Origin of the sequence: Bacillus cereus group sp. N6 (assembly GCF_016483705.1) — a bacterium.
GTDB classification, from domain to species: domain Bacteria; phylum Bacillota; class Bacilli; order Bacillales; family Bacillaceae_G; genus Bacillus_A; species Bacillus_A wiedmannii.
Map to the genome: position 1 here is coordinate 1 of NZ_JAEHBI010000073.1, position 14,728 is coordinate 14,728.

Sequence of the window (14,728 nt, forward strand, 5' to 3'; positions counted from 1 at the left end):
CTAAAAAAGAACGTATGTACGAATCGGAGGCTGCATAATTGAAATTATCTGTGTCTATTTTATTGACTTAATATCATCTACTCCAAAACGTTGTGCTTGTAAAATTACGTTTGCAGCCTTTTTCTCATGCGCTAGCACATACGCTGTTGGAGGTAAAAACCCTACATCTACTTGCTTAGACGCCATCGCTTCTACAATTGTATTGTAATTCGTTGAAATACTAACTTTTACCGGAACATTTAATTTATCACTTAATAACTTTTCCAATGGTTTTGCCTTTGCCTCTAACGTATCTGCATTTTGAGAAGGAACAAATTGAACATTTAAAGTCTTCGGTACATAACCTTTTTTCGTATCTTCAGTTTTACTTGCACTTGATTCTTTCGTTCCACAACCACTTAATAATCCCGCCGCTAGTACAACTGTCGTACTCATTGCAAAAACTTTTTTCAACATATTAATGCCTCCAATTTTGTTGTTATAAAATTGCCTTCCGTAAACATGAAGAAATATATCACACATTTTCACGTATATTTTCTTATTTACAGAATCTTTACACATTCTATACATTCTCATTAAAATTCTCTTCATATATTTGATATGCTTAATTAGTAGATAACAATAGAAAAGGTGAATGATATTGAATCCAAATCAAATTGTAACTTTAAACATTTTATTAACAAGTGATATACATGGCACTGTTTATCCAATTCACTACCAAGATAACTCCCAAGCTGAAATTGGTTTAGCCAAAATTTCTACTCTTATAAAAAAAGAACGTTCCCAAAATAGAAACGTTCTTTTAATTGATAACGGTGACTTCATACAAGGAACACCCTTTACTTATCATTACGCTACATATGAAGAAGATAAGAAAAATCCAATGTCTTTATTAGCGAACTATTTACGTTATGATGCTGCAGTTATTGGGAATCATGAATTTAATTATGGAATGGACATATTAAATAATGCTATTTCTACTGCAAACTTTCCGTATCTATCAGCAAATATTTTAGATAAAAACAGAAAAGAACCTTATTTCGGGAAACCATATATAATAAAACATATTGAATCAAATATAAAAATTGCTATTTTAGGGATGACAACGCATTACATTCCCAATTGGGAACAACCCCATCACATTCAAGATTTACAATTTGAAGATGCATTAGAAACAACAAAAAGATGGGTTTCTTACATTCGCGAACACGAGAAACCCGATTTATTAGTCGTAGCCTACCATGGGGGATTTGAACGCGATTTACAAACTGGGGTACCGACTGAAGTTTTAACAGGTGAAAACCAAGGATATGCAATGTGCCATGAAATTGAAGGCATAGACATTTTACTAACAGGCCACCAACACCGGGAAATCGCTCACACCGTAATGAATGGTGTAACAATTTTACAGACTGGATGCAATGGACACTCCGTTGGAAAAGTAACAGTAACATTCGAAAAAACAGAAAAAAAATGGGTAAAAAAAGAGAGTGATTCACAATTATTGCCCGTACAAGGAATTGAGGCTGACCAACATATTCTTTCCTTGGTTGCCGATTATGAAGAAAAAACACAAAATTGGCTCGATCAACCTATTGGAGTAATCTATGGGAACATGCAAATTTCAGATGCTATGCAAACTCGTTTGCAAGACCATCCTTTTATTGAATTCATAAATAAAATACAGATGGATATAGCTAATGTTTCCATTTCTTGTACAAGCTTATTCCATAATACATCTCCAGGTTTCCCGAAATATGTAACAATGCGTGACATCGTTTCTAATTATATTTATCCAAATACATTAAAAGTAATTAGAATAACTGGAGCGGATATAAAAGATGCCCTTGAACTCTCTGCTTCTTATTTCATATTAAAAGCAGATGGAACTATCATCGTAAACCCCACCTACATAGAACCAAAGCCGCAACACTATAATTACGATATGTGGGAAGGAATTTCGTACGTATTAAACATTTCCAAACCAATTGGCGAGAGAGTAGAATCCTTACAGTATAAAGGCGCTCCACTTCATATGAATGAAGAATATGACGTCGTTATGAATAATTATCGCGCAAGTGGCGGAGGGAACTTCTTTATGTTTCAAAATAAGACCGTAATAAAAGACATACCAACAGATATGTCTGAACTTATCGCTAACTATATATTGAAGCACAAAAAGATAGAAGCAACAGTCAATAACAACTGGAAAGTTATTAAATAACGGATATAATAAATAAAAAAGATGGGCTTCGCCCATCTTTTAGTTTAATTTTGCATTATCTTGCTTTTTTAAAGCTTTTAATTTCGCCGGTGTAACATCAGTACCGTCTTCGTTAACAACTTTAATTCCTTTAAGTTCGTTTAACATATTTTGACGAAATCCTTTTAAATATTGTTCACGTAGCGATTGGCGCTCACGTTGTTCTTCTTCAGTTAAACCTTCAGCTTTTGCTTTTTTCGCTAAGAAGTTAATGCGTTCAATGAGTTCGTGACTTTGCATCTCGAATCCCCCTTTTACTCAAAACTGATTATTATCATACAATAGTTAGTCCTCTTTATCAAGCAATTGCTTTGTATATTCTACATATCTTCGATGTACAGTTGCTTTTGAAACATCATGACCAAAACCACGAAGTGTTGCTGCAATTTCTTCAAAAGTTAATTCATTCCGGCGTAAACGTACAATTTCCTCAATTGGCACTTCTTTTTTCTCACGTCCTATACTTAAATGACGATTTTTCAAATTATTCTCTGGACGAAATCCTTTCTCTACCGCTCTTTGCATGCCACGTTTAATTTTTAAATTGTGGATCTTTCTTTGATACTCTTCAACAATCCCAATTATATCTAGTACCATCGAATCAGAGTCAGAGAGTTCTAATTCTCCATTATGCGTATGCGTATATACTTTTATTCCCTCTTTATGTAAACAGTGCATTAATGCAATCTTTGCATTCCCTCTACCAAGGCGCGTTTCATCTTGTATGAGAAGTACATCAACTTGTTCATCGCGAATTGTATCTAGCACTTCTAATATGCCATCACGTTCAATTGTATAACCACTAGCCTGCTCCTCAATCACCTTTACAACATTCATTTGATAGCGCTCAGCTAAATGCAATAATTCATCTTTTTGACGCAATAATGATGTTTCCTGTTCTTCTTTTGTTGTGCTCACACGTGCATAAATAATTGCATTCATATTGAACCCTTCTTTCTCACTATATTTTCCTTATAGTGTATCATAAATTCGTCTTTCGTTCGAACTTATGTTTGTAGAATGTTTTTTCGCATGTTATACTTATTAATAAGAAAAATGAAAGAAAACGAGGTGTTAGAAAACATGGAAAAGTTAACGAAACGCCAGCAAGACATTCTCGACTTTATTAAGCTAAAAGTACAAGAAAAAGGATATCCACCTTCCGTACGTGAAATCGGTCAAGCAGTCGGCCTCGCTTCTAGTTCTACAGTGCACGGACATTTATCACGACTAGAAGAAAAAGGATATATTCGACGCGATCCAACAAAACCACGAGCAATTGAAATTTTAGGTGACAACCGAATGGATACAGAGACACAATCTGTTATTCAAGTTCCAATTGTCGGAAAAGTTACTGCTGGATTACCTATTACAGCAGTTGAAAGTGTAGAAGATCATTTCCCACTTCCAGCTAGCATTGTTGCTGGAGCAGACCAAGTATTTATGTTACGTATTTCCGGAGATAGTATGATTGAAGCTGGTATTTTCGATGGAGATTTAGTTGTTGTTCGCCAACAACAGTCTGCATACAACGGTGAAATTGTAGTCGCTTTAACAGAAGATAACGAAGCAACTGTAAAACGTTTCTATAAAGAAAAAGACCATTTCCGTCTACAACCGGAAAACTCTTCATTAGAACCTATCATTTTAAAACAAGTGTCAGTTATTGGAAAAGTAATTGGCGTATATCGTGATTTACATTAAGAATAATAAAAGAAGATAATTACCTTATTTATATACGGTAATTATCTTCTTTTTTTGTATTTTGATAGATTTTCATACATTTTATTTCTTATGAACGAGTTTCAATCGTCACATCGCCAGCAGCACTTTGCCCAGTTATAACTGCATCTTGTGGTTTTTCTAATAAAGTAATATCTACATCCCCAGCGGTTGAACTTGCCTCTACATCATATTTAGGATCATGATCCATAATATGCACTTCCCCGCTAGCCGACTTCGCAGTTACTTTTCCTATTACCTTCTTAAAGCTCACCTCACCAGCTTTTGAAGATCCTTCCACACTTTTTGCTGTGACATTTTTCAAATCTACTTCTCCAGCGAGTGTCCCAACACTTACACAATCACTTTTCACATCACTTATTTCTATTTGTCCAGCTGATGAATTTATTTTTATCTCTTGGTATGAACGTTCAGGCATAAGGAGAGTTATTGTAGACGTTTGAAATCTAAAATCGTAAAAAGAAAAATCAAATGAAGCACCTTTTTCTCTTTCCCCAATAATTTTTAATGTGTCACCATCTTCGGCAATACGAACCTCGTGTTTACGTACATCTCCTGATTGCTTTACATAAAAAGAAGAGTCGGGAGATTTTTGGACAACAATATCCCCAGCATCTAACTTAACTTCTATATTTTTTAGTGTTTCGTTTTTAATTACGTCTTCTTTATTTCCTTCTTCTGCAGTTTGCACTGCTTTTTCATATGTTTGTGAAATCCCTATTACTCCAATAATGATACAAGCGATAGCTACTAACAATATTTTCTTCATCATCTACTCCCCTTTTATCATTTTGAAGTTCCATATTACATAACGTACGCATAACTTTTTAAACCACTTCGTACTATAATAAGCGATAATACATAACAACAAACCTACTCCAACAAACGTTATACTAACGAATAAATCCAACCATATAAAAGTACCCATAAATACTTTTCCAATAACGAAAAATGGTGTCACTACACTAGCAATTCCACCGAGCCAGAAGGAAAATATAAAAGCAATAATTGCAACTAACGGGCCTAACACAATAATAAAATTAAACAAACTAAGTCCAATCGCTGCCATAACAGCCCTTGTTATATTGGTAGTTGATGGGTCCTTGTTCATTTCGTCAAAGCGATACAAAGCAAGTAAGTCTTTTGCAATTACTTTCGGAGAGCCAAGGCCCTTTATTATTTCCGATTCAGTTTTTCCTTCTTCTATTCCAAACTGAAAATGCTCTTCATAATCAAATAAAATATCTTTCCTCTCTTCTTCCGGTAACTTTCTAAGATGACTTGATAATTCTTTAAGAAACTGTTCTTTACTCATCCCATTCCACCCCTTCAATAATTTCTTGTACGCCTTTTGCAAAATCACGCCACTCCGTTACTAACAAATTCAGTTGCGTTTCCCCTTGCTCAGTTAGTTGATAATATTTACGAGGCGGTCCCTCTGTAGATTCTTTTAAATACGTTTGAAAATATCCTTCTTTCGTTAAACGACGTAATAAAGGATACACTGACCCTTCCGATATTAAAAATTTATTTGAGATTTGCTGAACAAGTTCATAGCCGTAACAATCTTTACGTTTCACAAGTGCTAAAACACACAGTTCTAACACGCCTTTTTTAAACTGAACGTTCAAGGTCAATCCCCCTTTCTCATTTCAGTACTATTCAATACACGGTACCCGTTATATCCATAATATACCACTTAGTATTATTCATTGCAAGGTACTATATTTTTCAATACTTAATTTTCGAATTAAATACATCCACACCATATTTCAACTTCCACATTTTCATTCATAGCTAGCACGCATTTTAAATAATCCACATGACTTTTTTCGAGCACTTTGCGGGACCCATCTAATTCATTTCACAAGCCTTTATATTTACCCACAAATAAAAAAAAGCCCTGATACCGTAGTATCAAGGCTTTTTTCTCTCTTAGTATAGAGACATATATTGATCGCGTTCCCATTGGTGAACTTGCGTGCGGAAGATGTCCCACTCAATCTCTTTTGCTTCGATGAAGTGCTCAAGTAAATGTTCTCCTAGTGCACCGCATACTACTTCATTAGATTGTAATGTAACTAATGCTTGCGCTAATGTTGCTGGTAAGTCAACGATACCTGCTTCTTCGCGCTCTTCTTTTGTCATTACATAGATGTTACGGTCTACTGCAGCTGGTGGAGTTAATTTGTTTTTAATTCCATCAAGACCTGCTGCTAATAATGTAGCCATTACTAAATATGGGTTTGCAGCTGGGTCAACACTACGTACTTCTACGCGTGTACTAATACCACGAGATGCAGGGATACGTACTAATGGGCTACGGTTTTGTGCAGACCATGCTACGTAACAAGGAGCTTCGTATCCAGGTACTAAACGCTTGTAAGAGTTTACAGTTGGATTTGCTACCGCTGTAAATGCTGGTGCATGTTTTAAAATACCTGCGATGAAGTGACGAGCATCATCACTTAATTGTAAGTCACCGTTTTGATCGAAGAATACGTTCTCACCATTTTTGAATAGTGATAAGTTACAGTGCATACCTGAACCGTTCACACCATATAATGGTTTTGGCATAAATGTTGCGTGTAAACCGTGTTTACGAGCAATTGTTTTTACAACAAGTTTGAATGTTTGAATGTCATCACATGAGCGAATTGCATTTGCATATTTAAAGTCAATTTCGTGTTGCCCTGGAGCAACCTCATGGTGAGACGCTTCAATTTCAAAGCCCATTTCTTCAAGTTCAAGAACGATATCACGACGACAGTTTTCCCCTAGATCCATCGGCGCAAGGTCGAAGTATCCACCGTTATCGTTTAATTCTAATGTTGGATTTCCTTTTTCATCTACTTTAAATAGGAAGAATTCTGGCTCTGGTCCAAGATTGAAATCTGAGAATCCCAATGCTTCCATTTCTTTTAATACACGCTTTAAGTTGTTACGTGGATCGCCATCAAATGGAGTGCCATCTGCATTGTAAATATCACAGATTAATCGAGCTACTTTTCCTTTTTCAGCTGTCCAAGGGAAAATTACCCAAGTATCTAAATCTGGATATAAGTACATATCAGATTCTTCAATACGTACGAAACCTTCAATAGAAGATCCATCAAACATCATTTTGTTATCAAGAGCTTTTGTTAATTGGCTCACTGGAATTTCTACGTTTTTAATTACTCCTAAAAGGTCCGTAAATTGTAAGCGGATATACTTTACATTCTCTTCTTTCGCCAAACGGAAAATATCTTCTCTTGTGTACCTAGCCATTATAAATTCCTCCTTAGTCCCTCTAAACACCTTCAGAATCAGTTATCTTTAGTGAAAAAACCTTGAAATGTCACCTTGTCGCAATGAAGTCCGATTAAATCTACCTGTATGTTGTAGTTCATCTCGAAGTATTTTGCGAAGCTCAGTTTTTGAAATTTCTTTCGTTTCTTCTTTTACTTTCACTGTTTCTGTTTGATTTACTTTCATTAGTAACACTTGTTTAATACCAGCCATATTCAAGCCTTGATCTAATAAATCTTTAATCTCTAACAACTTATCTACATCGTTAAATGAAAATAATCTACGATTCCCCTTTGTACGGGTTGGAGAAACAAGATTATGCTCTTCATAGTAGCGAATTTGACGTGCAGATAATTGTGTTAAATCCATAACAATACCAATAGGAAACAGCGGGGCAGAACGTCTATCTTCTTTCATTGTTTCAGTTCCTCCTTCGCCTTAACTGCTTCTCATTTTATACCATGTTATGTTTAGTGTCAATAGATGTTAGCTTTTCTTACATGATTTTTTTATAAATTTTTTCATTCTTTTTTCTAATGAGATTAATCATTACTTTCACACGAAAAAAGCTGTCGAAATCGACAGCTTCCCCTTAAGAAATTGTTAATAATTCTTTTTCAATTAACGCATCAATTGCAGAACAAATCGCAATCTTCACATGTGAATAAGTTAATCCACCTTGCACGTAAGCAACATAAGGCGGACGAATTGGACCATCAGCTGACAATTCAATACTTGCACCTTGAATAAACGTTCCCGCAGCCATAATTACATCATCTTCATAACCCGGCATATAGTTGGCATATGGAGTGAAGTGAGAATTAATTGGAGATGCATATTGAATCGCTTGGCAGAATGCAATCATACGATCTTTATCATCAAATTGAACAGACTGAATTAAATCTGTTCTTGGTGCATTCCATGCTGGTGATGTATTCATTCCTAACTTCTCTAAAAATGCAGCTGTAAAAATCGCACCTTTTAGCGCTTGTCCCGCTACATGCGGCGCTAAGAAGAAACCTTGATACATTTCTTGCAGACTGTATAAAGATGCCCCTGCTTCCGCACCGATTCCCGGAGATGTTAAACGATATGCACACGCTTCAACATACTGTTCTTTACCAACAATGTAACCACCAGTTTTAACAATTCCACCACCAGGGTTTTTAATAAGCGAACCTGCCATTAAATCTGCACCTACATGACATGGTTCTTGCTCTTCAATAAACTCACCATAACAGTTATCTACAAACACAACAACATCAGGTTTAATTTCTTTAACGAATGCTATCATCTCTTTAATTTGAGAAATAGTAAACGATGGACGAGTAGCATAACCTTTTGAGCGCTGAATCCCAATCATCTTCGTATTACTATGAATTGCAGTCGCAACAGCTCCAAAATCAACAAGCCCCTCTTCAGTAAGCGGAACTGCATTATAACCAATATTATATTCTTTAAATGAACCTACACCTTTTCCGCGTACACCAACGATTTCTTCTAATGTATCATACGGTTTGCCAGTGATGTACAATAACTCATCTCCCGGACGTAAAACACCGAATAACGCTGTAGAAATAGCATGAGTACCTGAAATAATTTGCGGACGAACAAGACCAGCTTCCGCTCCAAATACATCCGCATACACTTTTTCTAACGTATCACGGCCAATATCATCATAACCGTAACCTGTCGTCGGAATAAAATGCGAGTCACTAATTTTATGTTTACGGAAACTTTCTAACACTCGAAACTGATTGCTTTCAATTACTTCATCCGCGCGTTTATGTACTTCTGTAATCTGGCTCTCTACTTCTTTTACGATTGGAGCAATTTTTTCTCCATTTTTCAAACGATCAAACATTTTTATTTTCTCCTTCTTCCACTAAAAATCTCTTTAATTGCACATTAAGCGATGAATGAGCAAAAATATACCCCACGCAATTATATACAAATTTATCTTCCAGAAACTCCATCTTTGTTAATAGCGTCTCCGTCTTTAATAGCGTTAACAACTTACCTTCACTCGGTGGAATTCCCACTTGATAACGATTCATTTCTTCCTTCATTTTCGTTTCTATCGCTTCTTTTATATGCAATAAATCACTTTGTTCAAAGGCACTAGTCATTAAGAAGTCACTTTTCGGAAAAGGAATAAAGTTTTGATGTAATTCATCTTTTTTATTATATAACGTAATAATAGGAATATGATTAATTTCAAGTTCTGACAATAATTGTTTTATTGTTTTACTGTTTTCTCATGCCCTACATAATTAGGATCCGCTGAATCAACTACATGTAAAATAACATCCGCTTCACCAGCTTCTTCTAATGTCGAACGAAAAGCAGCAATTAATGACGTAGGTAAATCTTGTATAAAGCCCACCGTATCAGTTAGTAATACTGTATAACCTGAAGGTAACGGCATCTTCCTTGTCGTCGGGTCTAGCGTTGCAAACAACAAGTTTTCTTCAAACGTATCTGCTTCCGTCAATCTATTAAACAGTGTAGATTTTCCCGCATTCGTATACCCTATTAATGAAACTTGAAATACTTTATTATCTTTTCTTCTCTCACGATATCTTTTTCGATGCTCCACAACAACTGCAAGTTGTTTCTTTATTTCATCAACGCGTGATCGAATATGACGACGATCCGTCTCAAGTTTCGTCTCACCCGGCCCTCTCGTTCCAATACCACCACCAAGACGTGATAAAGACAATCCTTGCCCCATAAGACGTGGCATTGTATATTGCAACTGAGCTAATTCTACTTGAAGCTTACCTTCCCTCGACTTCGCACGTTGCGCAAAAATATCTAATATTAGTTGCGTTCGATCAATCACCCTCGCATCTAATACTGAGGATAAATTCCGAATTTGACTCGGCGTTAATTCGTTATTAAATACGATAACATCCGGTTCTAATTCTTCCGTTAACATTGTAAGCTCTTCTAATTTACCTTTACCTATATAGGTCGCCGGATGAAACTTCGATCGTTTTTGCGTTGTAGACACTAACAATTCTGCTCGTGCAGTCTTCGCTAGCGATGCAAGCTCTTTCATGGAATGCATAAACTTTTCATCATCATCTTGTGGCAATTGACAGCCTACTAATATGACTTTTTCTTTTTCTTCCATCAAATATGTTCACTCATCCTTTTCGAAATTTAAACCTTCTAATATAATAGCAGAGGAAGCACATTTCATCTAGTTAGCGGGGGAGAAAATTCATGGCATGGGAGATTTTTAGCATCATAGGCACAATCGCTTTCGCACTAAGCGGAGCCATTGTTGCAATGGAAGAGGATTATGATATTTTCGGGGTGTATATTTTAGGAATGGCAACCGCATTTGGGGGAGGTGCCCTTCGTAATTTATTAATCGGTTATCCGATTGTCGCGTTTTGGCAACAAGACATGTTATTCCAAATCGCACTACTATCAATGACGATTATTTTTCTTTTTCCTAATAAATTAATTAGACATTGGAAAAAGTGGGAAAATATCACTGATGCTATTGGCTTATCAGCATTCGCCGTACAAGGAGCATTATATGCTCAAAAATTAAATTTACCAATTAGCGCTACAATCGTAGCAGCTGTTTTAACTGGTATTGGCGGTGGTATCATCCGCGATCTTTTAGCCCGCAGAAAACCTCTCGTCCTTCGAGCTGAAGTATATGCCTTTTGGACGATTCTAGCAGGTTTCTTAATCGGCGCTCAAATTATTGTTAGCGATTGGGCTCTATATACCTTATTCATTTTAATTGTTTGCTTCCGCATGGTTTCTATTCATTACAAATGGCATTTACCGCATAGACGTATCGATACAAAAGAACGTTCAATGCATAAATAGCAATCTAACCTCTTTACATATCGTAAAGAGGTTTTTCTTTTCTAATGAGTTTTTCTTTACATAATGTTTATACTAATCCTCAAAGCGAGGTGAATACAAATGACAAACCATGTTAATAAAGGCGCTCAAAAAAGCTCAGTAGGTCAAATTGGACACGATCCTAATTCTGCACACGAAAAAAGCGCTAAAATGGAACACTTCCATAAATCTTATCAAGAAAAAGCAAAAAAAGAGTAAAAGCACTTATACAAAAAACAGACGCACAGTTTACGTACTGTGCGTCTCCTCTTCAAGCATCAAATCACAACTTGATATCCCAATTAAATCATATTTATCATACGTATCCTCTTGCAACAACCGCATAGCCTGTGTACGAATCGATTTTTCAACAATATTCCGTACATATCTTCCATTACTAAACGATGTAATTTGCGATGAGTACTTTACGGCATGTAAATGATCTCTAAATTTCCATTCAGCCTCTTTCGATAACTGGTATTCACGTTCTTCATACATCCTCTTCCCTATTTCTAACAGCTGATTTACTGAGTAATCCGCAAATTCAATTATAAACGGAAAACGTGATTGCAGACCTGGATTTAATGAAAGAAAGTGATTCATTTCTCTTGAATATCCGGCTAATATCAATACAAAACCGTGTTGTTTATCTTCCATATGCTTTACGAGTGTATCAATTGCTTCTTTCCCAAAATCTTTTTCTCCCCCTCGGGCTAATGAATACGCCTCATCAATAAACAAAATACCTCCCATTGCTTTTTTTATTAAATCTCTTGTTTTTTGAGCTGTATGACCGATGTACTCTCCTACAAGATCCGCACGTTCAGCTTCAACTAAGTGCCCTTTTGATAGAATATTCATCTCAAACAACAATTTCCCTATCATTCTAGCAACAGTTGTCTTCCCTGTACCTGGATTCCCTTTAAACAACATATGGAGTACTTGCTTCTCAGACTTTAACCCTATTTCTTGTCTTTTTTTATTTACATAAATCCAAGCATATATTTCTTTTATTATCTTTTTTATATCATCCATCCCAATAAGCTTTCCCATTTCTTCTTCAATTCTTTGCAGCATCTCATGTTTCGTAGTAGTTTCATTTGAAATTACTGTTTTATTTTCTGCGGCTGGTAAAGAAATTTTCTTTCGATGATTTAACACAATATTAATTTGATTATTATTTTTCTTTCGCATCGATTGTTCCATACAATCACCTCATTTTATCCCGCTATTTGCGAGCAGTAAGACTCCCACCTCAAAATTCAGCAAATATTAGGAAGTTAGGCGGCAGATAATTGCCCGTAAATGCCCGATTGGTGCAGGCTAATGATCAGCGATGGATTAACAAAATCCCACTGATTAAAATTTCGCTTTATCCACTCACCAAATATTATTATTCCTGTCTCCCTTGCAAATGACTATTTTCAGAAAAGTTTGCTATAATATAAGAAATAATGAAGGTGGTGGGACTATGGAGACAACGGAATTCCATGATACAATACAAGCCTTTTCTATTTTTTTATTGAATAAAGGCCGAAAACCTTCAACCATTAAACGTTATGTTTATGACATTGAAGATTTCGGACATTGGTTAAAAAAAAACAAAAAGCTCCCTTCCAGTAATATATGGGCTACACTTTGTACAAAAGACTATGAAGATTATTTTTTCGACTTAAAAAAGAATCGACATTACTCAGAGAAAACGATGCACCGTGTATTTATTGTATTAAATAGAATGCATCACTTTCTAAACATCCCTAATCCATTAAAGAATATGGAAATTTCTATCCAACCAGACCGCAGGCTTCGCGATGAAGATTTCATTTCATCTGATGAGGAAAAAAGATTAAAACATATAGTCTCTTCATTGGAAGGACTTTCAGAAAAACAACGTCCTGTGCGCCCTTTATTGATAGATCGTAATATCGTTATTTTAAACTTATTAATCGACTATGGATTATCCTTACAGGAACTTACAGCATTAACTCTGCATCACGTCCACTTTGAAACTAACACATTATCTATCCCAGCAACCGCAGGGGTAGAAAGAACAATTACATTAACTAACGAAGACAAAAAACAACTATATGCTTATTACAAAAGCATCCCTGAACCCGTTCGTCCAAAATATCATAGCCATGACCCATTATTTATCGCATTTGATTTTAATCGTGGAACATACAGATGGGTATACGAAAATGATGCACCGAAGGGATTAACAGAAATCGCTATCCAAAAAATGATTCGCCTTGAAGTATCTAGAGCTAATTTACGCAAAGGAATCTCAGGACAACACTTTCGTAACACCTATATTTTAAACTTAATAAAAAAAGAAACTCCGGAGTCAGAAATTATAAAACTAGCTGGATTCAAATCAAAAGTTTCACTAAAACGATATTATCAATACGTAGAAAATAGAAAAAACGCCTTATGATAAGGCGTTTTTTCTATTTTTTCTTTAAACAAACGATTTTACTATGACCATTTAACTAATTTTTGCATCTACTATGATGAGTTTCGTTCATATCCTCATGAGAAAGGAGAGATTTAATGTCTCATTTTAACGACAGTCAGAACAAATTCTCCAAACCATGCTTTCCCAGTAGCGCCGGACGAATCCCAAATACCCCATCAATCCCAGTTACTAAGGTACAACTTAGAACATTCCGTGCAATCATTATTGATTTAACAAAAATAATCCCAAAACTTTTCGCAAATCCATCTCCTCAAAACATTGAAGATCTAATCGATACATTGAACCTACTAAGTAAATTTATTTGTTCACTAGACGCTACTTCCTCCCTGAAAGCACAAGGGTTAGCTATTATTAAAAACTTAATAACTATATTAAAAAATCCAACCTTCGTAGCAAGCGCTGTATTTATCGAGCTTCAAAATCTAATTAATTATTTACTATACATTACAAAACTATTCCGAATCGACCCTTGCACACTTCAAGAGCTTCTTAAATTAATAGCAGCATTACAAACCGCTCTAGTTAATTCTGCTTCATTCATTAAAGGACCTACCGGGCCTACTGGGCCAGCAGGCGCTACTGGTGCTACCGGACCTCGAGGTAACACGGGCGCTACTGGTGCTACCGGACCTCAAGGTAACACGGGCGCTACTGGTGCCACTGGGCCTCGAGGTAACACAGGCGCTACTGGTGCTACTGGGCCTCAAGGTAACACAGGTGCTACCGGTGCCACTGGTATAGGAGTTACCGGACCTACCGGACCTTCTGGTGGGCCTCCTGGACCTACTGGTCCTCAAGGACCTCAAGGTAACACAGGTGCTACCGGACCTCAAGGGGCTCAAGGTAACACTGGTGCCACGGGACCTCAAGGCGTTCAAGGTAACACGGGTGCTACTGGTGCCACTGGACCTCAAGGGGCTCAAGGTAACACTGGTGCCACGGGACCTCAAGGTGTTCAAGGTAACACGGGTGCTACCGGACCTCAAGGTAACACGGGCGCTACTGGTGCTACTGGTGCCACTGGTCCTCAAGGTACTCAAGGTAACACCTGTCTCTTATACACATCTCCGAGCCCACGAGAC

13 protein-coding genes and 3 pseudogenes are annotated in these 14,728 nt (G+C 36.5%); 5 read left to right on the forward strand and 11 right to left on the reverse strand.

Annotated elements, in window-relative coordinates:
* Nucleotides 1-72: 72 nt before the first annotated feature.
* A pseudogene (locus JDS99_RS28205) lies at nt 73-456 on the reverse strand (PhnD/SsuA/transferrin family substrate-binding protein); the annotation flags it as partial.
* A gap of 184 nt (nt 457-640) precedes the next feature.
* On the opposite strand from JDS99_RS28205, the gene JDS99_RS28210 reads away from it, so the two are divergent.
* On the forward strand, nt 641-2,224 hold the full coding sequence (locus JDS99_RS28210) for a bifunctional metallophosphatase/5'-nucleotidase (RefSeq protein ID WP_199696168.1): 1,584 nt from the start codon (nt 641-643) through the stop codon (nt 2,222-2,224).
* Between the two features lie 39 nt (nt 2,225-2,263).
* Here the strand turns inward: JDS99_RS28210 and JDS99_RS28215 are convergent, their stop codons facing one another.
* Together JDS99_RS28215 and JDS99_RS28220 are read right to left on the reverse strand one after the other, a co-directional pair.
* Nucleotides 2,264-2,503 carry a DUF896 domain-containing protein gene (locus JDS99_RS28215; protein ID WP_199696169.1) on the reverse strand — a complete coding sequence of 80 codons (240 nt, stop codon included), beginning with the start codon at nt 2,501-2,503 and terminating at the stop codon, nt 2,264-2,266.
* Between the two features lie 45 nt (nt 2,504-2,548).
* Entirely contained in the window at nt 2,549-3,205 is a 657-nt protein-coding gene (locus JDS99_RS28220; RefSeq protein WP_046956545.1) for a YneB family resolvase-like protein, read from the reverse strand.
* A 141-nt stretch (nt 3,206-3,346) separates the two neighbouring features.
* On the opposite strand from JDS99_RS28220, the gene lexA reads away from it, so the two are divergent.
* Nucleotides 3,347-3,967, forward strand: coding sequence for a transcriptional repressor LexA (lexA, locus tag JDS99_RS28225; RefSeq protein ID WP_000413737.1), 621 nt, complete (start codon nt 3,347-3,349; stop codon nt 3,965-3,967).
* A 103-nt stretch (nt 3,968-4,070) separates the two neighbouring features.
* Here lexA and JDS99_RS28230 read toward each other — a convergent pair.
* The 7 genes and pseudogenes from JDS99_RS28230 to hflX form a co-directional block, all read right to left on the reverse strand.
* Nucleotides 4,071-4,778, reverse strand: a pseudogene (locus JDS99_RS28230) (DUF4097 family beta strand repeat-containing protein); the annotation flags it as partial.
* A complete protein-coding gene (locus tag JDS99_RS28235; protein WP_088064235.1) occupies nt 4,779-5,321 on the reverse strand; it encodes a DUF1700 domain-containing protein in 543 nt (180 codons plus the stop codon).
* Entirely contained in the window at nt 5,314-5,637 is a 324-nt protein-coding gene (locus JDS99_RS28240; RefSeq protein ID WP_001102620.1) for a PadR family transcriptional regulator, read from the reverse strand. Before JDS99_RS28240 ends, JDS99_RS28235 begins: the two co-directional genes overlap by 8 nt.
* Nucleotides 5,638-5,941: 304 nt before the next feature.
* Complete coding sequence (gene glnA, locus JDS99_RS28245) at nt 5,942-7,276, reverse strand: type I glutamate--ammonia ligase (protein WP_000135338.1); 1,335 nt, start codon at nt 7,274-7,276, stop codon at nt 5,942-5,944.
* 48 nt (nt 7,277-7,324) lie between these two features.
* Nucleotides 7,325-7,714, reverse strand: coding sequence for a transcriptional repressor GlnR (gene glnR / locus JDS99_RS28250; RefSeq protein WP_000656785.1), 390 nt, complete (start codon nt 7,712-7,714; stop codon nt 7,325-7,327).
* 175 nt (nt 7,715-7,889) lie between these two features.
* Nucleotides 7,890-9,161, reverse strand: coding sequence for a methionine gamma-lyase family protein (locus tag JDS99_RS28255; RefSeq protein ID WP_000460307.1), 1,272 nt, complete (start codon nt 9,159-9,161; stop codon nt 7,890-7,892).
* Nucleotides 9,154-10,436 (reverse strand): annotated as a pseudogene (gene hflX, locus JDS99_RS28260) (GTPase HflX). Before hflX ends, JDS99_RS28255 begins: the two are co-directional and overlap by 8 nt.
* A gap of 92 nt (nt 10,437-10,528) precedes the next feature.
* Between hflX and JDS99_RS28265 the strand changes: the two are divergent.
* Nucleotides 10,529-11,152, forward strand: a complete 624-nt coding sequence (locus JDS99_RS28265; RefSeq protein ID WP_000312270.1) for a trimeric intracellular cation channel family protein — start codon at nt 10,529-10,531, stop codon at nt 11,150-11,152.
* Between the two features lie 99 nt (nt 11,153-11,251).
* A complete protein-coding gene (locus JDS99_RS28270; protein WP_165775587.1) occupies nt 11,252-11,389 on the forward strand; it encodes a hypothetical protein in 138 nt (45 codons plus the stop codon).
* A gap of 30 nt (nt 11,390-11,419) precedes the next feature.
* On the opposite strand, the gene spoVK is transcribed toward JDS99_RS28270, so the two are convergent.
* Nucleotides 11,420-12,376, reverse strand: a complete 957-nt coding sequence (gene spoVK, locus JDS99_RS28275) for a stage V sporulation protein K (protein ID WP_087982006.1) — start codon at nt 12,374-12,376, stop codon at nt 11,420-11,422.
* A 265-nt stretch (nt 12,377-12,641) separates the two neighbouring features.
* On the opposite strand from spoVK, the gene JDS99_RS28280 reads away from it, so the two are divergent.
* The gene (locus JDS99_RS28280) at nt 12,642-13,604 is read left to right on the forward strand and encodes a tyrosine-type recombinase/integrase (protein ID WP_199696170.1); all 963 of its coding nucleotides are present in this window, start codon (nt 12,642-12,644) and stop codon (nt 13,602-13,604) included.
* Nucleotides 13,605-14,728: the final 1,124 nt, after the last annotated feature.